The following is a 17,741-nucleotide window of genomic DNA, read 5'->3' on the forward strand; positions in this document are numbered from 1 at the left end:
CGCTTCAAAACAGACAAGCATGGACATGGCGCCGAACGGGTAGCCTGTGTCATACAACGCGCACACGATGTATGACGTGATGACAACGTGAAGTTCGAGCTCCCGCTCGACTGGGACGAGGCGAACGTCTGGCACTCGGGAGGTCATGGCGTCAGTCGCGCCGAGGTCGAGCAGGCGGCCCGGAACGAACACAAGATCTTTTCTCTGCCCGACAGCGCCCCGGGGGAAGACCGTTACCTCCTGCGGGGTGTCACCGACGGAGGACGCGGGATTGTCGTGGTCTTCGCCTATCCGGTGTTCGTCCGGAGGGAGTGGGGAGTGCAGGAGCTGGACATGGCACGGCCGATCACCGCATACGACGACCCCGGAAAGGGGTGAGCGCCATGGTGGACAAACCCGAGATCACACCGTTCCGAGGGATGACACCGGCCGAGGAGGCCGAGTATCACCGGGCCAACGCCGAGCGGTACGCCGAGCACATGGACTCCGCCGCCCCCGTCCAGCTCGATCGTGTCGTCTCGACGCGCTTCGCCGCCGAGGAGCTACAACAGGTCAAGGAGTTCGCCACCGAGGCCGGGATCAGCGTGTCCGAACTGATCCGCCGCGCCACCGTCGCCTACATCACCGCCGCGACCGAAGAGACGGCCACCGCCGAACCCTCCGTTCCCGCCCACGCGGTCCTCCAACTACTTCACGACTACGGCGTGGAGGTCAACGAGGTCGAGCTGAGGCAGCAACGCCGGTTGCAGAGAAAACTCTCCGACCTGCGTCGCTGGGCCGAAGAGCAGCACGTCAGCCTCCATGTCCTTCACACCGGCGAAACCGCGGGCGTCTGGAGGTTCACTCACGAGGAGACCGCCGAGCCCTGAGCGCCCCCGGCGGCACGCTCATCCCGGGGTGGGCGGGAGGGCGGACGGGTCTTCGGGGAGGAGGCAGCCGCGGTCCTGGAGGGGCTTCGGGTCGCTTAGGACGATCTTGGTGATCTCTCCGGCGGGGGATATTCCGTAGGGCTGTTTGGGGCGCGTTCTCCTGGGGGGTGCGCCGCGTCCTGCGCTCGGGAACGGTCGGGGTGGGCCGAGGCGTCCGTCGCGGTCCAGGAACGCGTGCACGGCGTCGTACACGTCCGTCACGGCCTGCTCCGCCTCGCTCGCCGAGACCTCCGGGTGGGCCTGCCGGTACGCCCGCCGGGCGGCGGCGAGGAAGCGCTCCGGGTCGGTGACCACGACGTCGTGGCGGGTGCGGACGCTGATCGTCATGCCCGGTTCGGGGCGCACGGGCGCGTCCTCGCTGATCTCCATGGCGGCTAGGGCCTCGGGTCGCCGTGCCAGCGCCATTCGGTCGGGCGGGGGCGGCCGGGCAGGTCGGCGCGGCCCGTCGCCCACAGCAGGGCGGGCCAGGGCGGGGCGTCGGCCGGGGCGTCCGGGAACAGGCGGTTGAGGGCCCGCGCGCACAGCTCGGACGGGGGCCGCCAGGCGACGCCCAGGGTCTCGGCCAGGTCGTGGGTGTGGACCAGGGTCTCCACCAGGCCCATCGCGGCGAAGCCCTCGGGGTCGGCGTGGCCCCAGGTGTGCCAGGAACGCACGTGCGGCGGGGTGGTGCGGACCATCGCCACCAGCAGCGATCCGCACGACTCCAGCACCCGCAGCAGGCCCGCGGGGCCCGCGCCGGGGTCGGCGTACACGCCGTTCCGCGGGCCGCCGGGGCGGCGCGCCTCCCAGCGGAACGGCACGTAGCCGTCCTCGGGCGGGGTGCGGAGGCCCAGTTGGACGGCATAGCCGAAAAGGTCGTCGGCCAGGTGCTCGGCCGTCTCCCAGCAGGTCCAGTCGAGGGACCCGGCCTTGGCGTCCCACTCCGCGGCGGGGGCCGCGACCAGCGTGTCCACGGCCAGGCGCACCGCCTGTTCGAGGTCGTCGGCGGTCACCGGCGCACGGCCGTTGTCTCCTGGCAAGCGCATGTCCGGAACGTACCCTGTCGGCCGGGTCCCGGTCAGGCGGTTATCGGCGGTCGTGCTCCGTCATGGAAAGGATCATGGCGGGTAGGGGGTGCCGGGTGAGATCGGAACGTTCCCGACGAACGGAGCCCCGGCCGTGCCCCCCGCCTGCCAGACCCCTGTCCGCTCCCCCGCCACCGCGCCCAGCCGCAGGCACGCCTGGGGGTTCTGGGTCGTCGCGGTGGCGTTCGCGACGCTGATGGCGTTCGGGACGCTGCCCACGCCGCTGTGGCCGATGTTCGCCGCCCGCGACCACTTCGGCGCGACGATGGTGACGGTCGCGTTCGCGGTGATGGTCCTCGGCATCTCGGTGGGGTTCCTGTCGCTGGGGCACCTGTCGGACCGGGTGGGGCGGCGGGTCGTGCTCGTTCCGGCGCTGCTGACCTCGGCGACCGCCGCGCTGCTGCTGACGGTGTGGCACGGGCTGGCGGGGCTGCTCGTCGCGCGGGTGGTGACGGGGCTGGGGGCCGGGCTGATGGCCTCGACCGCGACGGCCTACCTGGACGACCTGTACGCCCGCGCCCATCCGGACCGGCCCGGGTCGGCGACGCCGGGCCTGGTCGCCGCCGTCGTCAACCTGGGCGGCCTGGCGATCGGGCCGCTGCTGGCCGGGGTGCTGGGCCAGTGGGGCCCGGCCCCGCTGACCACGCCGTTCGTGCTGGCGGGAACGGCGCTGGCGGTGCTGGCCGCGCTGGCGGCGACCGCGCCGGAGACGGTGGACCGGCGGGCGCTGCGGGACAGGCCCCGGCGGTTCGGGCTGCGGGGCGGCGCGCGGGCCGCGTTCGCCGGGGCCGCCGGGACGGGGTTCCTGGCGTTCGCGGTGATGGGGTTCTTCGCGGCGCTGGGCGCGGTGATGATCCGGGACGTGCTGGGGATGTCGTCGGTGTTCGTGGCGGGGATGGCGCCGTTCGCGCTGTTCGCGGCCTCGGCGGTGGCGCAGCTCGCGCTGGGGCGGCTGCCCGCCCGGCGGCTGGTGGCGGTCGGGCTGGCGCTGTACCCGGTCGGGCTGGCGCTGACCGCGGTCGCGCTGTTCCGGCCGGTGCTGGCGGTCTTCCTGGCCGGGGCGGCGGTCACCGGCGCGGGCGCGGGGCTGCTGTTCAAGGCGGCGGTCGGCGAGAGCGTGGAGGCCGCCCGCCCCGAGTCGCGGGCGGGCGTGCTCGCGGTGTTCTTCGTCATCAGCTACGTCGGGACGGGGCTGGTGCCCGTCGCGTTCAGCCTCGCCTCGCACGCGTGGGGACCGCGCCCCACGGTGGTGGCGTTCGCCGTGGCGCTGTCGGCGGGCGCGGTCCTGACCACGCGGCTCAGGCGAGGGTGACGGTCACGGGCATCTGCTTGACGCCGTTGACGAAGTTGGAGCGGACCCGGCGCGCCTCGCCCGCCGGGCGGATGTCGGCCAGCCGGGGCAGCAACTCCTCGAACATGATCCGCATCTCCAGGCGGGCCAGCGCGTTGCCCAGGCAGAAGTGCGGGCTGCCCTTGCCGAACGTGATGTGGTCGTTCGGCGCGCGCGTCACGTCGAAGCGGTAGGGATCCTCGAAGACGGCCTCGTCGCGGTTGCCCGAGGCGAACCACAGCACGACCTTGGGGCGAGGACGCCCGGCAGGACGCCCTCGCGGCCCAGGGAGAGGAAGTAGCGCGCGACCGCGTTGTGGAACGACAGCAGCGCCGCGAACAGGCTCGTCACCAGGAACAGCTGCGCCAGGTCCGCGAACGCCTTCCCGACGTGCTCCTCGGCCAGCACGAACACCAGCGCCGGGCCGTCCTGCCGCGACCGCTCCGCGATCCGCTCCGGGCCGGTGCCGACCGTCATCGCCCAGGCGGTGAACGCGTAGAACGCGCCGACCAGCGCGACCGAGACGTAGGTGGCGCGGCTGACGGTGCGGCGCGGGTCGCGGCACTCCTCGCCGTAGATCGCGCCGGACTCGAAGCCCATGAAGCTCGCCATCGCGAAGCAGAACGCCGCGCCGACCGCGCCGGTCGTGGCCGCCCCCGGGGTGAGGCCGTGCGCCGACACCCCCGAGGGCGCGCCCGCGAACTGCGCGACGTCGAAGACCAGCACGGTCAGGAACTCCACGGCCAGCAGCACGCCGAGGACCCGGGCGTTCAGGTCGACGCGGCGGAAGCCGAGCACCGCCACGAGCGCGACGCCCGCGAGCGCGACGGCCCACCACGGGACGGCCACGCCGAGCCTGGATCCGAGCAGGTCGGCGGTGGTGAAGCCGAACAGCCCGTACAGGCCGATCTGCATGGTGTTGTAGGAGACGAGCGCGACGGACGCCGCGCCGACCCCGGCCGTGCGGCCGAGCCCGTGGGTGACGTAGGCGTAGAACGCGCCCGCGTTGGAGACCGACCGGCTCATCGCCGCGTACCCGCCGGTGAACACGGTCAGCAGCACCGCCAGCACCACGTACAGCAGCGGGATGCCCGCGTTGCCGGTGACGGCGAACGAGGTGGGCAGGCCGCCCGCCGCGACGGTCAGCGGGGCCGAGGCGGCGACGACGAAGAACACGATCTCCGGCACGCCGATGCGGCGGCGCGCGGTCGCGGCGGAGGGGGGAGGGGCCGGGTCGAGGGTCGCCATGGGGCAGCTCCAGGGGTCGGTACGGCCCCCGGGAGCGATCGTTTGGGACCGTACGAGATGGCGGAATGCGCAGATCGTACGGACTCGAAAGACCGGTGACAAGGAGTAGATTCGGCCCTGTCCACGGGGACGGCCCCCGCGGCGCGCTCTGCGGGAAGAGGAAGCACGTGACGGGGCACCACACACTGCAGGAGACCGAGCAGGCCATCGCGCGGCGGCTCGGCGACGTTCCGCTGCGCCACGACGCGATGATGGCGGTCTCCAACATCTACCGGGCCGCCGCCGCCATCCGGCAGCACTTCGAGGGCTCGGTGCTGCGCCCGACGGACCTGACCTGGACCGCGTTCGTGGTGCTGTGGGTGGTGTGGATCTGGGACGGGATGGAGACCCGGCACGTCGCCGAGGAGGCGGGGATCTCCAAGGGCACCCTGACCGGCGTCGCCAAGACCCTGGAGGGGCGCGGCCTGGTCGAGCGGGCCCCGCACGCCACCGACGGCCGCCTGGTCGTGCTGCGGCTCACCGACAAGGGCGAGGAGCTGATGCGGGAGCTGTTCCCGCGCTTCAACGCCGAGGAGGCGTTCGTGGTGGAGCGGCTGTCGGGGGCCGACAACGAGCGGCTGGCCGGGACGCTGCGCTCGGTGATCGAGCATCTGGAGGAGCGCGGCGAGGAGCGCCGGGCCGCGCTGCACGCCGACTCTCCCCCGCCGCCGCGCCGCTCGGGACGGCGCCCCCGCCCCTGACCCCTGGCGTCTTGTCGTTTGACCCCATACGATCTGTGGCATGACGCCGCGCCTCGTCCTCGTGCTCAGCGAGAACTGGACCATGACCACCGGCCGCGACCTGCCCGCGCTCGTGCGCTGGGCGCGGGAGGCCGAGGACGCCGGGTTCGACGCGGTGATGGTCAGCGAGCACGTCGTGCTCGGACCGGACGCCGGGGCCGGCGGCGTGATGGGCAACCCGCGCGAGTACGCGCTGCCGGGCAACCAGGACCCGTTCACGCCGTGGCCGTCGTCGCTCGCGCTGCTCAGCGCCATCGCGGCGGTGACGAGCACGCTGCGGCTGGCGGCGGCGGCCGTGCTCGCGCCGCTGCGGCACCCGCTGGCGCTCGCCCGCGACCTGGGAACCCTCGACCTGCTGTCGGAGGGCCGCCTGGTCGTGCAGCCGACGGTGAGCTGGAGCCGGGACGAGTACGCGGCGCTGGGCGTCCCGTTCGACCGGCGCGGCGAGATCCTGGACGAGCAGCTGGAGATCTGGAAGCTGCTGTGGAAGGGCTCGCCCGTCTCCTACCGGGGCGAGCACTTCTCGTTCGGGGACGTCCACTTCGAACCCCGCGCCTACCGCGAGGACGGGCCGCGCATGTGGTTCGGCGGGCAGCGCCTGCACGCGCGGCTGCTGGACCGGCTGGTGCGGTACGGGCACGGCTTCCACCCGCTGGGCCGCCCCGCGCCCGAGGAGCTGGACCGGCTGCGGGCGACGCTGGCCGCCGCCGGCCGGGACGCCGGCACGCTGGAGATGGTCGGCGGAACGCGGCCCACGTTCCCCGACGACCGCTCGTGCGCGCCCCTCGCGCCCGCGCTGGAGTCGATCCCCGAGCAGATGGAGCAGGGGTTCACGACGTTCTGCATCAAACCGTCGCAGTTCACCGACGACCCGGACGGGGTGGGCGCGTTCTGCCGCGAGGTGATCCGCCGCACCGGGGCGCTGCTGGGCTGACCGCCGGCGGGCTCAGCCCTTCCCCTCCTCCCCGTCGTCGGCGTGCGCCAGCGTCAGGACCATGCGCGCGGCCTCGGTCCAGCGTTCGATCGAGGCCGTGGACAGCCGCCCGCCGATCGGCGGCAGCCAGGCCACGAGCCCGGCGACCGCCGGGTCCAGCTCCTTGCCCGCGATCCGGAGCGGCTGCTGCTGCGGCGGCGCCGGAACGTGCTGTTCCTCCACGTGCGTCGCGTACCGCCCGGCGACGCGAGGCTGCATCTGGGCCATGTCATGGGGCGTGTTGTTCGACATGCCCGGCACGCTAGCCCCGGCTCCGACGCCCGCAACAGGCGATCTCCGCCGCCTTTGCCGTCGCCCGGGCCAACCATCACCGCCCCCGCACCGCGCCGTTGCCGGGCCTCTCACCGGGCCCGGCGAACCCGGCGAAAACCCCTCAGGCGCTCGCCGCGTACAGCACGTCGCGGAGGCCTGGGACGTCCTCCCGGTCGCCGCGCCACACCAGCCGCAGGCTCAGGTCCGGGGCCGCCAGCGGAAGGCGCGCGAGCGTTCCGGCCGCCAGCGCCGGCGCCACCGCGAACTCCGGCAGCAGCGCCACGCCGAGGCCCCGCTCGGCCCAGGCGCGCATCACCGGGACACCGGCGGCGCGCACGCGTTCGGGGCCGGGGCCGGGGCCAAGGAGCCGGTCGGCGGCCATCCGGAACGAGCAGGCGGGCACGTCCGCCAGCAGGCGTTCGCCGGCCAGGTCGGCGGGCGCGAGGGCGGGGCGCCCGGCCGGCGGGTGGCCGGGGGCCGCGACCAGGACCAGCGGGACCGGCTCCACGTCCAGGAACGTCAGCGGCGCGGGCGGCGGCGCGGACCCCAGCCCGTCGCGTCCGGTGCCCGCCCGGACCTCGACGCGCAGGCCGGGACGGCGTTCGGCGAGCCGGTCCAGCACGCGCGGCACGAGCGCGGCGGCGATGGTCGGCAACGCGCCGAGCCGGACGCTCCGGTCTTGCCCGGCGACCTCGGCGCGGGCCTGCCCGGCCTGGTCGAGCAGGCGGCGCGCCCACACCAGCAGGCGGTCGCCCGCGCCGGTGGTGCGCATGCCCGGGCCGTCCGCTCGAACAGGGTCGTGCCGAGGGAGCGCTCCAGGGCGCGGATCTGGGCGGAGACGCTGGAGGGGGCCAGGTCCAGGGCGTGGGCGGCGTCGGTCACGGTGCGGTGCCGCACGACGGCCTCCAACGTGCGCAGCTGGCGGAGCTCCATGATCTCGGCAACGGGCGGGGAGCGTTCGGAATTTCCGAACGGCGCGTGCGGACGCGGCGGTGGAGGCGTTCCGGCCCGGCGCGGAGGGTGGGGGCCATGACGGTTCTGATCTCTTCGGGACGCCCGATGGCGCGGCGGACGGCGCCGCTGGGCGTCCCGCTCGGATATCTCATGGTGCTGCTGGACATGACGGTGCCGGCGGTCGCCGAACCGGACCTGGCGGCGTCGCTGCGCACGTCGGTGGCCGGGCTGCAATGGGCGACGACGGGATACACGGTGGCGTTCGGGGCGCTGCTGCTGTCGGCGGGGGCGGTGGCCGACCGGTACGGGGCGCAGCGGGTGTTCCGGTGCGGGGTCGCGGCGTTCGGGGCGGTGTCGGCGGTGTCGGCGTTCGCCCCGGCGCTGGAGGCGCTGGTCGCGCGGCCGTACCCGGGCCCGGCCGAACGGGCGCGGGCGGTGGCGGTGTGGGCCGCCGTCAGCGGGGCGGCGGTGGCGGCCGGGCCGGCCGCCGGGGGCCTGCTGGTGGAGGCGGCCGGATGGCGCTCGGTGTTCCTGGTGAACGTGCCGCTGGCGCTGCTGGTGCTGGGGGCCACCGGCGGGCGCGGCCCGCGCGGGGACCGGCGGATCGACTGGGCGGCGCAGGCCGCGGCATGCGGGGCGTGCGCGGCGGCCGGGGCGTGGTTCGCGGCGGTTGACCTCAAGCGAGGTTGAGTTTCTAACGTGCCGTACGACCGACTCTTCAAGGAGGGCAGTGGCATGACCGAAGTGACCGTGATCGGGCTGGGCGAGATGGGGGCCGCGCTGGCGGCGGCGTTCCTGGACGGGGGCCACGCGGTCACCGTGTGGAACCGGACCCCGGAGAAGGCCGACCCCCTCGTCGCCAAGGGGGCGCGGCGGGCGGACGACGTGCGCGGCGCGGTGGCGGCCTCGGAGCTGGTGGTCGTCAGCGTCAAGGGCAACGACAGCGCCCTCGCCCTGCTGGAGTCGGCCGACCTCGACGGCCGGACCGTGCTGAACATGACCGACGGGACGTCCGCCGAGGCCCGGCGGGTCGCCGCGGAGGTGACGGCGCGGGGGGCCGCCTACCTGCACGGGCAGATCATGACGATCGCGCCGGGCGTCGGGCACCCCGACGCGGTGGTCTTCTTCGGCGGCCGGGCCGAGGTGTACGAGCGGCACGCCCCGGTGCTGGCGCTGCTGGGCGGCCGGGGCACGCTGGTGTCGGACGACCCGGGCGTGCCGACGCTGTACGGGATGGCCGTGCACGGCACGATGTGGGGCACGCTGAACGGCTTCCTGCACGCGGCGGCGCTGCTGACCGACGCGGGCCTTGAGGTGGAGCGCTTCCTGGAGCACGCCGACGCGTCGATGTCGGCGCTGGTGTCGTTCCTGCCGTCGCTGGCGCAGGAGGTGGACCGGGGCGAGTACGCGGTCCCGTTCGGCGCGCTCCAGCACCACCTGCCGTCGGTGGAGGACCTGGTCCGGGAGAGCGGCGACCGGGGCGTCGACACGGAGTTCCCGACCTCCACCCTGGACCTGGTCCGCCGGGCCGTCGCCGAGGGTCACGCGACCGACAGCTACTCGCGGCTGGTGGAGCACTTCCGGGGCCGCTGAGCTACCGCCGGTCGGTGTTCACCTGCCGGGCGACCTGGTGGACGGCCCGTCCGGGCCGCACCCGCGCGGGCTCGCCGGCCGGCCGCTCGATCCGCAGGTCCACGGTGGTGGACCGCACCACACGGGTGGCGGGCACGGCGGCGTCGGTGACCGAGGGGACGAACCCCACGATCATCGCCGCCGCTCCGCCCGCCATCAGGGCCGCCACCAGAAGGTGCCTCATAACCCTGGACTCCACCAGAGCAGGGGGCACCCCGGCCATCCGGGAAACCACGGGCTTTTCCCCCGGGTCCCCGATCCACCGGTAGGCGGATCACTGACAGGGCCGTGGTCAGGCGGGATTCGCGCGCAGCCAGTCGAGGACCTGCCCGGCGTGCCGGTCCGGCGGGAAGACCGGGTAGAAGACGTGTTCGATCCGCCCGTCCCTGATCACCATGGTCAGCCGCTTGTACAGCCGCATGCCGCCCGCCTCGAAGGTGGGCAGCCGCAGCGCGTCGGCCAGCCGGAACCCGGCGTCCGACAGCATCCCGAACGGCAGGTGGAGGCGTTCCACGACCTCCGCCTGGTAGTCCACGTCCTGGCTGGACAGCCCGAACACGTGCGGCGCCCCGGCGGCGGCCAGCTCCGCGTAGTGATCGCGGAAGCTGCACGACTCGGGCGTGCAGCCGCGCGCCCCGGGGATGCTGTCCCAGCCCTCCGGCAGGTCGACGTCGGGCGTCCCGATCAGCGGGAAGCAGTAGACGATCACGCGTCCGCCGCCGAGCGCGTCGAGCCGGACCGCCTCCCCGGAGGTCTCCGGGAGTTCGAGGGAGGGCACCTCCAGACCCGGCAGGTGGTCGGCGGCCCCGTCGTCCTCGGGGACGGGCAGGTTCGGCGGAAGCTCGTACAGGTTGGTGCTCATGGCGATCCTCGCAGGCTGGACGCGGCTGTTGCGGTGGGCGGCCTGGCGCAGATGCCGGACGAGGAGGTCGCGCCGCTCGGTCAGCGCCTCGATCCGCGCGTCCAGCTCCGCGATGGCGTCGCGGTACCCGGCGAGCGCGGCCGGACAGTCGTCGGCGTGCTCGTGCCCGCCGGCCAGACAGTCCAGGAACGGCTTGGTGCGTTCCACGGGGATCCCGAGACCGCTCAGCGCCCGCGCCTCGTGCACGAGCCGGAGATCGTGCTCGGTGTACTCGCGGTACCCGTTGGACAGCCGGGCGGGCGTGACGATCCCGACCGACTCGTAGTACCGGACGGTCTTGACGGTCACCCCGGCGAGCCGCGCGACCTCACTGATCCTCATCTGGGCCAGGCCTTTCATGCCGAGGACGGTAAACCCTGCCCCCATGGTCAACCTCAACCCCGGACGCCCGGCCACCGGGGGTCAGGAACGGGCCCCGGGCCAGTGGTGCTCGGTGAACAGGCGGGCGACCAGTTCTCCCCGGCTGGACGCTCCCGTCTTCTGGAAGATCGTTTTGAGGTGGTCGCGGACGGTGTGCGGGGAGATGAACAGCCGGGCGGCGATCTCGGCGGTGGGCAGGCCGCGCGCGACGTGCTGGGTGATCTCCAGTTCGCGCGGGGTCAGCTCGTAGGACTCGGCGATGATCACCGCCAGGTCGGCGGCGGACGCCGGTTCGATCACCAGGGCCACCGGGCCGGGGCTGCCGCCCGGGCCGGTCAGGCCGGAGGCGTGGCAGACCAGCCACCGGCCCGCGGCGGTCCTGATGCGCACGCGCGCCCCGCCGTGGTCGCGTCCCCGGGCGATGGCCCGGGCCTGGAGGGCGGTGCCGATGATCCAGATGGGCAGCCGCACGCCGAGCGCGGTGGGCACCGACGGCCCGGGAGGCAGGCTCGCCAGGTGTTCGCGGGCCTCGTCGTTGAGGGAGGTGGCCGCGCCGGACGGGTCGAACAGCACCAGTCCCGGGCCGGGGGCGTCCGGCAGGGGGCTCGGTTCGGCGGGGCGGGCGAGGCGTCGCAGCCGGGTGGCCATGGGGGTCGAGAGACCGGCCACGAGCTCCACCTCGTCGTGGGTGAACGGGCCGCCCCCCGTGCGGAACAGGCTGACCACGCCCCAGGAACGGTCCCCCGCGCGGAACACCGCGCGCAGCTCGTCGCGGACGCCCTGCCCCTCCAGCAGCCTGCGGAACCGCGCGCTGCGGGCGGGCAGGTCCCCGGTCGCGGCGCGCAGTCCGGCCGCGGGGACGGCCGCGCGGGCCAGGTCCCGGAAGGGGACGACGTTCTCCTCAAGGAGCTCGCTCTCCCAGTAGTCCGCGCAGCGTTCACGTTCGCCCAGGCCCTCGACCAGCATCGGGGCCGTGACGAGACCGGTCTCGGGGTCCGCGGCCGCCCACACCGCCGCGTCGAACGGCACCGCCCGCCGCAGCCGCGCCGAGGCCCGGCCGAACAGATCCCCGGCGTCGGCCGCCCGGTCGATGCCGGTCAGCGCCTCACCGCGCCGTCGTCCCCCCATGGGCTCCCCTCCGTGGTCCGCGCTCCAGCCTGCGCGATCTCCGTACCTGCGCCAACCCCCCGGATGAGGGGGTTGTTCCGGGATGATCGCCCCCGGGGAGGGGATGGGGAACGGACGCGCCGGTGCCGAGGCTGAGGGGCATGGATATCGCGATCATCGGCGGCGGCGCGGCCGCCGTCGGACTGCTGGACGCGCTGACCGGGGCCGACGGAGGGGGGACGGTCACGGTGTTCGAGCCGTCCGCCGCCCTCTGGCGCGGTCGGCCGTACGGGCCGGACCTGGACTCGGTGCTGGTCAACGCCCCGCCCGCCATCATGTCGATCCGCCACGGCGACCCCGGCCACTACGCCGCCTGGCTCGGCGCCCGGGGCGACGCCCACCTGGACGAACGGCTCGGGCAGCCGCTCGTCCCGCGCGCCCTCTACGGCGAGTACCTGGAGCACACGGCGGAGAAGGCGGTGGCCGAACTGCGCGAGCGTGGCTGGCGGGTGGAGGTCGTCGCCGCGCCGGTGGTCGGCGTGGCGCGGTCCGGCCGCCTGACGCTGCGCACCGGGGACGGCCGGGAGCACGTCGCCGACCAGGTCGTTCTGTGCGTGGGCGGTGGGCGTCCCCACGACCACTACGGGCTGGGGGGCGCGCCGGGGTTCGTGGGTGACCCCTACCCGCTGGCGCGGACGCTGGAGGACGTGCCGCCGGAGAGCGAGGTGGTCGTGATCGGCAGTGGCCTGACGGCCGTCGACGTGGTCGTCTCGCTCGCCGCGCGAGGGCACACCGGACGCATCGGCATGGTGTCGCGGACCGGCGTGCTCCCCTACGTCTGGCAGCGGCCGGGCCCCCATCGTCCGCGGCATGTCACCGTCGAGCGGGTGAAGGCCCTGCTGGACGCGCGCGGCGAGGTCACCCTCGACGGGCTGGCCGGGCTGCTGCGCGCCGAACTGGCCGACGCCGGGGAAGACCTCGACGTCCTGCTCGCCGACCTGCGCGCCGCGTGGACCGAGGACCCCGTGCGGCGGCTGCGGCGCCAGATCGCCGCGATCGACGCACCGGAGATCGGCCGCCGTGTCCTTCAGGAGACCGCGCACACCGTGGGGCCGTACGCCTGGCGGCTGCTCCCCGAACACGACAGGGACATGCTGCGCGGCTGGTTCCGCGTCGCCAGCGGCGTCGCGTCGCCGATGGTGCCGGTGAACGCCGCGCGGCTGCTGGAGCTGTTCGACTCCGGTCAGCTCCGCGTCGTCCACGGGGTGACCGGGATCGAGCGCGTGAACGGAGGGTTCCGCGTGGACGCCGACCGGGTGGAGACCGCCGGCCTGGTCGTCAACGCCGTCAACCCGCCGCCGCACTCCGTGCCCCAGGCCGCCGCCGCGCTGGTCTCCTCGCTGGTCGACGAGGGCCTGGCGGCGGCGCACCCCACCGGCGGGGTGGTCCCGGCCGATCCGCGCCTGCACGTCGTGGGCGACCTGGCCGGGGACGGCCCGTTCATCACCTCCGGCATCCCGGGCGTGGCCGCCCAGGGGGCGATGGCCTCCCGGGCGGTCCTCGCGCCGGTCGGGTGAGGGCCGGGGCGTCGTCCAGCAGCCGCCCGCGGTAGTGCGCCATCCGCCTCGCCATGCCCAGCATCACCACGCCCACCAGGCGGCCGTCGCGGTGATAGCCGACCACCGCCTCGGTCTCCAGGTCGCCTTCCAGGACCCGGACGTCCCCGCCCAGGGCCGGGGCGCCGAAGGACTGGAGGCGCAGGTCGTACTGGTCGCTCCAGAAGGAGGGCAGGGGCAGGAACGGGCCGCCGTCCTCGCCCAGGAGGGTCCGGGCCGCCCTCTTCGCCGTGTCGGTGGGGATGCTCCAGTGCTCCACGCGGCGGGGCACGTCGTCGTAGCGCGGGTTCGGGAAGCGGGCGACGTCCCCGACCGCCACCACGTCCGGACGGCCCTCGACGCGCAGGGCCCCGTCGCACAGGACACCGTCGGACAGGTCCAGGCCGTTGCCCTCCAGCCATCCGGTGCAGGGCGTCGAGCCGACCGCCTCGACGACGACGTCGGCGGCGAGGTCCGCCCCGGAGGACAGCGTCACGCCGGTGCCGGTGAACGCCCTGACGGTCGTGCCCAGGTGGAACGTCACCCCGCGGGCCTCGTGGCGGGCGCGCAGGGCCGCTCCCGGTTCCGGGCCGAGAGGGCGCAGCATCGGTTCGGTCTCCGGCGCGACGACCGTCACCTCCGCGCCGAGCGTGCGGGCCGTCGCGGCGACCTCGCAGCCGACGAAGCCCGCGCCGACCACCACGACGCGGGCCCCGGGCGTCAGGCACGGGCGGAGGCGGGCCGCGTCGTCAGCGTGCGGACCACGTGGCGCCGGTCCTCCCCGCCCGGCAGCGGCAGGCGGCGGGGGCGCAGGCCCGTGGCCACCACCAGCCCGTCGTAGGCGACGGTCGTCCCGTCCGCCAGCGTCAGTTCCCCGGCGTCCAGGTCCGCCACCGCCACCGGCGTGCCCAGCCGCCAGGTCACGTCCGCGACGCCGGCGCGCAGGCGGAACGCCACGGCGTCGTGCGTCACCTCCGCCGCCAGGGCCTCCTTGGACAGCGGGGGGCGGTTGTAGGGCAGGTGCGGCTCGTCGCCGATCGCGAGGAGTTCGCCCTCATAACCCGCCGCGCGGAGCTGTTCGGCGGCGCGCAGGCCCCCCATCGACGCGCCGACGATGACGACACGGTCCATGCGGCCGTTCACCCGACCGTGATGGCCTGGAGGGGGCAGACGTCCGCCGCCTCCTCGACCGCGTCGCGCAGCGACTCGTCGGGGTCCGTCTCGTAGACCAGGTGGCCCGCGTCGTCCAGCCGGAACACCTCGGGCGCCGAGAAGACGCACTGGCCGTGGTCCTGGCACTTCCCCATGTCGACGATGACCTTCATCACCACCTCCTGGGGGCTCGGACGCCGCGGAATTCCCAGTCACCGCCGAACGCGGTGGAGAGGACCTCCTCGGACTCGGTGGGCTGCGCGCCGCAGTCGTCGCGGACGGGGGCGGGCCCGGCGACGATGTGGTTGCGGAGGCGGCCGAGGCCCTCGGCCTCCACCTCGACCACGTCGCCGGGCTGGACGGGGCGTGAGTTGGCCGGGGTGCCCGACAGCAGGACGTCGCCGGGGTACAGGGTGATGGTGCGGGCGATGTCGGCGACGAGGTAGTGCATGTCCCACTCCATCTCGTCGGTGGAGCCGTCCTGCGCCAGCTCGCCGTTGACGTAGGTGCGCAGGTACCTGCCGCGGAAGTCCCAGTCGGTGACCAGGCCGGGCCCCAGCGGGCAGAGGGTGTCGGAGCCCTTCACGCGCAGCATCGAGCCCGCGTCGGTGTCGCGGAAGTCGTGCAGGCCGTAGTCGTTGGCGACGGTGTAGCCCGCGATGTGGTCGGCGGCCTGCGCCGGGGAGATGTTGCGGGCCGTGCGGCCGATGACGATCGCGATCTCGCCCTCGTAGTTGAGGTATTTGCAGCGTTCGGGGCGGACGACCGCGCCGCCGTGGGCGTTCAGGGCCGAGGTCGGCTTGTGGAAGTAGGTCGGCGCGGGCGGCAGTCTCGTCTGGAACTCCGCCACGCGGCTGCGGTGGTTGAGGTGCACCGCGATGATCTTGGTGGGGACGGTCGGGGGCAGGTGCACGGCCTCCGCGGCCCGCACCCGGCGGCCGTCGGCGGAGACCAGGTCGTCGCCCTCGCGGACCACCTGGGTGGCGGCGCCGTCGAGGAGGACGCGGCGGTATTCGGGCATCAGGCGGTCCATCCGTTGCCGGGCCGGTCGAACCAGAGGTGCACCTGGCCCGTTCCGACGGAGTTCTCGTACGCGCTGTAGAGGCGGCCGGGGGCGGTGCAGGCCCTCTCCCCCAGCGCGCCGATCATCATCAGGTAGTGGCCGAAGCGCGCCTCGGGCCGGTGGGCGAGGAACTCCGGCATCGTGTCCAGGACGCGGGCGTGGTCGCCGCTCCGCAGCCAGCCGATGCGCTCCTCGTCGGCCGCGCGCGCCCCGGGGGTGAAGATGTGCGAGGGGTCGGCGGCCTCGTGGTCGCGGATCCGGCGCAGCGGCCAGAACGTGTGCGACATCGCGCCCGAGGCGACCAGCAGCACGCGCCGGTCGGTCGCCTCGATCGCGGCCCCGAGCGCGCGCCCCAGGCGCAGGAAGTCCTCGGTGTCGGCGGTCTGGCACACGCCGATCGACATCCAGCGTCTGCCGGGCAGGTCGAGGTACGGGTCGTCGCGCACGCCCAGGTACGTCCACAGGTTCACGGTGGCGTAGTGGATCGGCAGGTACGGGTCGTCGACCGGGGTGATCCACGTTCCGTGGGCGTCGGCCCGCGCGGCGACGGCGCGGGCCAGTTCCGGGTCGCCGGGGAAGTCGTAGGGCATCCGGCACATGCCGCGCGGCAGCTCGTCGGAGGTGTACAGGCCCGCGCGGCGGCCGTGGGCGGTCACGACGAACTCGACCGTGGTCGCCCAGTGCGAGTCCAGCACCACGACCGTGTCGTAGTCGTCGCGGTCGAAGACCTCGGCGCGGAGCCTGCGCAGGCCCGCGACGAGGGTGGAGTCCTCGCCGCCGTTGAGCTCGCGCCGGGTCACCTCGGGCAGGACGATGGTGGGGACGTGGGCCAGCAGGCCCGCGCCGACTACTTCTCCCATGGGGCGGTCACCGTGTTCTTCAGGTCGCAGTAGAAGTCGAAGCTCCAGTCGCCGCCCTCCCGGCCGACCCCGGACTGGCGGGAGCCGCCGAACGGGGCCCGCAGGTCGCGGACGAAGAAGCAGTTCACCCAGACGGTCCCCGCGACCAGGCGCGCCGAGACGCGGGCGGCGCGTCCGGGGTCGCCGGTGGCCAGGGTGGCGGCCAGGCCGAACCGGGTGTCGTTGGCCATCTCGACGGCCTGGTCCTCGGTGTCGAACGTCTGGAGCGTCAGCACCGGGCCGAAGACCTCCTCGGTGAGGATCTCCGCGCCGGGGGCGGCGCCGGTCAGGAGGGTCGGGCGGTAGTAGAGGCCGCCGAGGTCGTCGTTGGGGCCGCCGCCGAGGAGCGCGCGGGCCCCGTTCTCCCTGGCGCGGCGGACGAAGCCGTCCACGCGTTCCAGGTGGCGGCGGTGGATCTGCGGGCCGAGGTCGGTGGCCTCGTTGCGCGGGTCGCCCTGGCGGAGTCGCGCGGCCTTCGCCAGGAAGCGCTCGGTGAACGCGTCGGCGACCGGGGACTCCACCAGCAGGCGGGTCGCGGCCAGGCAGACCTGGCCCGCGTTGTCGTACTGCTCGACGGCCAGGTCGGCGGCCAGGTCCAGGTCGGCGTCGGCGAAGACCAGCAGCGGGGACTTGCCGCCCAGCTCCAGCGACAGCGGGGTCAGGTTCGGGGCGGCGCTCGCGGCGATCGCGCGGGCGGTGGGGACCGAGCCGGTGAAGCTGATCCGCCGCACGTCCGGGTGGGCGGTGAGCGGGCCGCCGACCTCCGCGCCGTAGCCCTGCACGACGTTGAGCACGCCGTCCGGCAGGCCCGCCTCGGCGGCGATGTCGGCCAGCAGCGACGCGGTCAGCGGGGTCCACTCGGCGGGCTTGAGGACGACGGTGTCCCCGGCGGCGAGCGCGGGGGCGACCTTCCAGGTGGCCAGCATCAGCGGCGCGTTCCACGGGGTGATCAGCGCGCAGACCCCGGCCGGGTCCCAGGAGACGTGGTTGGTGTGGCCGCGCGTGTCGAGGTCGTCGTGGCCGAGGTCCAGCAGCCGGTCGGCGAAGAAGCGGAAGTTGTGGGCGACGCGGGGCATCACGCCGCGCCGGTGGGAGCGGATCAGCGCGCCGTTGTCGTGCGTCTCGACCCGCGCCAGCTCCTCCAGCCGCTTGTCCACGCCGTCGGCGACGGCGTGCAGCAGCCGGGCGCGCTCCTCCCGGGTGGTCCGGGACCAGGCCGGGAACGCCTTCGCGGCGGCGGCGACGGCGGCCTCGGCCTCCCGGGCCCCGCCGCGCGCGATCTCGGCGAGGGGCCGTTCGTCGATCGGCGAGACGTCGGTGAACGCCTCCCCCGAGCCGACGCGTTCGCCACCGATCCAGTGCCCGGTGTCGACGGTCACGCCCGCGATGGTCGCCATCGTGGTGCACCTCCAGATTGTTTGATCCCAAACAATCTAGGAAGCCGGGGTGGTGCCGGTCAAC

General features: G+C 74.4%; 22 protein-coding genes and 2 pseudogenes. 8 read left to right on the forward strand and 16 right to left on the reverse strand.

Annotated features, from left to right (window positions below):
- Nucleotides 1–87: 87 nt before the first annotated feature.
- Complete coding sequence (locus tag HNR61_RS12400; RefSeq protein ID WP_182843297.1) at nt 88–378, forward strand: BrnT family toxin; 291 nt, start codon at nt 88–90, stop codon at nt 376–378.
- A 41-nt stretch (nt 379–419) separates the two neighbouring features.
- Nucleotides 420–869 carry a plasmid mobilization protein gene (locus tag HNR61_RS12405; RefSeq protein ID WP_182843298.1) on the forward strand — a complete coding sequence of 150 codons (450 nt, stop codon included), beginning with the start codon at nt 420–422 and terminating at the stop codon, nt 867–869.
- Nucleotides 870–887: 18 nt separating this feature from the next.
- Here the strand turns inward: HNR61_RS12405 and HNR61_RS12410 are convergent, their stop codons facing one another.
- Together HNR61_RS12410 and HNR61_RS12415 are read right to left on the reverse strand one after the other, a co-directional pair.
- Nucleotides 888–1,298, reverse strand: coding sequence for a hypothetical protein (locus HNR61_RS12410; RefSeq protein ID WP_182843299.1), 411 nt, complete (start codon nt 1,296–1,298; stop codon nt 888–890).
- Nucleotides 1,299–1,303: 5 nt separating this feature from the next.
- A complete protein-coding gene (locus tag HNR61_RS12415) occupies nt 1,304–1,954 on the reverse strand; it encodes a hypothetical protein (RefSeq protein WP_182843300.1) in 651 nt (216 codons plus the stop codon).
- Nucleotides 1,955–2,087: 133 nt separating this feature from the next.
- Here HNR61_RS12415 and HNR61_RS12420 point away from each other — a divergent pair, with 133 nt between their 5' ends.
- Nucleotides 2,088–3,305 (forward strand): MFS transporter, encoded by a 1,218-nt coding sequence (locus HNR61_RS12420; protein WP_220509287.1) that lies wholly within the window; start codon nt 2,088–2,090, stop codon nt 3,303–3,305.
- On the opposite strand, the gene HNR61_RS12425 is transcribed toward HNR61_RS12420, so the two are convergent.
- Together HNR61_RS12425 and HNR61_RS12430 are read right to left on the reverse strand one after the other, a co-directional pair.
- Nucleotides 3,292–3,567, reverse strand: a complete 276-nt coding sequence (locus HNR61_RS12425; RefSeq protein WP_312897873.1) for a cytochrome P450 — start codon at nt 3,565–3,567, stop codon at nt 3,292–3,294. The two genes, HNR61_RS12420 and HNR61_RS12425, sit on opposite strands and share 14 nt — an antisense overlap.
- Entirely contained in the window at nt 3,501–4,571 is a 1,071-nt protein-coding gene (locus tag HNR61_RS12430; protein WP_182843301.1) for an APC family permease, read from the reverse strand. Before HNR61_RS12430 ends, HNR61_RS12425 begins: the two co-directional genes overlap by 67 nt.
- Nucleotides 4,572–4,738: 167 nt before the next feature.
- Here HNR61_RS12430 and HNR61_RS12435 point away from each other — a divergent pair, with 167 nt between their 5' ends.
- Together HNR61_RS12435 and HNR61_RS12440 are read left to right on the forward strand one after the other, a co-directional pair.
- Complete coding sequence (locus HNR61_RS12435) at nt 4,739–5,311, forward strand: MarR family winged helix-turn-helix transcriptional regulator (RefSeq protein ID WP_312897874.1); 573 nt, start codon at nt 4,739–4,741, stop codon at nt 5,309–5,311.
- 40 nt (nt 5,312–5,351) lie between these two features.
- A complete protein-coding gene (locus HNR61_RS12440; protein WP_182843303.1) occupies nt 5,352–6,284 on the forward strand; it encodes a TIGR03619 family F420-dependent LLM class oxidoreductase in 933 nt (310 codons plus the stop codon).
- Nucleotides 6,285–6,296: 12 nt separating this feature from the next.
- Here HNR61_RS12440 and HNR61_RS12445 read toward each other — a convergent pair whose 3' ends face one another.
- The 3 genes and pseudogenes from HNR61_RS12445 to HNR61_RS47590 form a co-directional block, all read right to left on the reverse strand.
- Complete coding sequence (locus HNR61_RS12445) at nt 6,297–6,575, reverse strand: hypothetical protein (RefSeq protein ID WP_182843304.1); 279 nt, start codon at nt 6,573–6,575, stop codon at nt 6,297–6,299.
- Between the two features lie 142 nt (nt 6,576–6,717).
- The gene (locus tag HNR61_RS12450; RefSeq protein ID WP_246442638.1) at nt 6,718–7,368 is read right to left on the reverse strand and encodes a LysR family transcriptional regulator substrate-binding protein; all 651 of its coding nucleotides are present in this window, start codon (nt 7,366–7,368) and stop codon (nt 6,718–6,720) included.
- Nucleotides 7,369–7,424: 56 nt separating this feature from the next.
- A pseudogene (locus HNR61_RS47590) lies at nt 7,425–7,529 on the reverse strand (LysR family transcriptional regulator); the annotation flags it as partial.
- A 96-nt stretch (nt 7,530–7,625) separates the two neighbouring features.
- Here HNR61_RS47590 and HNR61_RS12455 point away from each other — a divergent pair.
- Entirely contained in the window at nt 7,626–8,240 is a 615-nt protein-coding gene (locus HNR61_RS12455) for an MFS transporter (RefSeq protein ID WP_182843305.1), read from the forward strand.
- Nucleotides 8,241–8,285: 45 nt separating this feature from the next.
- The gene (locus HNR61_RS12460; RefSeq protein WP_182843306.1) at nt 8,286–9,143 is read left to right on the forward strand and encodes an NAD(P)-dependent oxidoreductase; all 858 of its coding nucleotides are present in this window, start codon (nt 8,286–8,288) and stop codon (nt 9,141–9,143) included.
- Between the two features lies 1 nt (nt 9,144).
- On the opposite strand, the gene HNR61_RS12465 is transcribed toward HNR61_RS12460, so the two are convergent.
- From HNR61_RS12465 to HNR61_RS12475, 3 genes are all read right to left on the reverse strand, one after another.
- Nucleotides 9,145–9,366 (reverse strand): hypothetical protein, encoded by a 222-nt coding sequence (locus HNR61_RS12465; protein WP_182843307.1) that lies wholly within the window; start codon nt 9,364–9,366, stop codon nt 9,145–9,147.
- Between the two features lie 108 nt (nt 9,367–9,474).
- Nucleotides 9,475–10,443 carry a MerR family transcriptional regulator gene (locus tag HNR61_RS12470; protein WP_220509288.1) on the reverse strand — a complete coding sequence of 323 codons (969 nt, stop codon included), beginning with the start codon at nt 10,441–10,443 and terminating at the stop codon, nt 9,475–9,477.
- A gap of 63 nt (nt 10,444–10,506) precedes the next feature.
- Nucleotides 10,507–11,592, reverse strand: a complete 1,086-nt coding sequence (locus tag HNR61_RS12475; protein ID WP_182843308.1) for a helix-turn-helix domain-containing protein — start codon at nt 11,590–11,592, stop codon at nt 10,507–10,509.
- Nucleotides 11,593–11,732: 140 nt separating this feature from the next.
- Here HNR61_RS12475 and HNR61_RS12480 point away from each other — a divergent pair, with 140 nt between their 5' ends.
- Nucleotides 11,733–13,148, forward strand: a complete 1,416-nt coding sequence (locus tag HNR61_RS12480) for an FAD/NAD(P)-binding protein (RefSeq protein ID WP_182843309.1) — start codon at nt 11,733–11,735, stop codon at nt 13,146–13,148.
- Here the strand turns inward: HNR61_RS12480 and HNR61_RS50450 are convergent.
- The 6 genes and pseudogenes from HNR61_RS50450 to HNR61_RS12505 form a co-directional block, all read right to left on the reverse strand.
- Entirely contained in the window at nt 13,075–13,509 is a 435-nt protein-coding gene (locus HNR61_RS50450) for an oxidoreductase C-terminal domain-containing protein (protein ID WP_376770256.1), read from the reverse strand. The genes HNR61_RS12480 and HNR61_RS50450 overlap by 74 nt on opposite strands.
- Nucleotides 13,510–14,297, reverse strand: a pseudogene (locus HNR61_RS50455) (NAD(P)/FAD-dependent oxidoreductase); the annotation flags it as partial. It abuts the gene before it with no gap.
- Between the two features lie 8 nt (nt 14,298–14,305).
- Nucleotides 14,306–14,491: a ferredoxin gene (locus tag HNR61_RS12490; RefSeq protein WP_182843310.1), complete on the reverse strand. Its 186-nt coding sequence runs from the start codon at nt 14,489–14,491 to the stop codon at nt 14,306–14,308.
- Nucleotides 14,491–15,339 carry a fumarylacetoacetate hydrolase family protein gene (locus HNR61_RS12495; protein WP_182843311.1) on the reverse strand — a complete coding sequence of 283 codons (849 nt, stop codon included), beginning with the start codon at nt 15,337–15,339 and terminating at the stop codon, nt 14,491–14,493. The genes HNR61_RS12490 and HNR61_RS12495 overlap by 1 nt, the downstream gene beginning before the upstream one ends.
- The gene (locus tag HNR61_RS12500; RefSeq protein ID WP_182843312.1) at nt 15,339–16,241 is read right to left on the reverse strand and encodes a DODA-type extradiol aromatic ring-opening family dioxygenase; all 903 of its coding nucleotides are present in this window, start codon (nt 16,239–16,241) and stop codon (nt 15,339–15,341) included. Before HNR61_RS12500 ends, HNR61_RS12495 begins: the two co-directional genes overlap by 1 nt.
- Nucleotides 16,229–17,677, reverse strand: a complete 1,449-nt coding sequence (locus HNR61_RS12505) for an aldehyde dehydrogenase (RefSeq protein WP_182843313.1) — start codon at nt 17,675–17,677, stop codon at nt 16,229–16,231. Before HNR61_RS12505 ends, HNR61_RS12500 begins: the two co-directional genes overlap by 13 nt.
- Between the last annotated feature and the right edge of the window lie 64 nt (nt 17,678–17,741).

This window comes from Actinomadura kijaniata, assembly GCF_014138665.1.
Taxonomy (GTDB): domain Bacteria; phylum Actinomycetota; class Actinomycetes; order Streptosporangiales; family Streptosporangiaceae; genus Spirillospora; species Spirillospora kijaniata.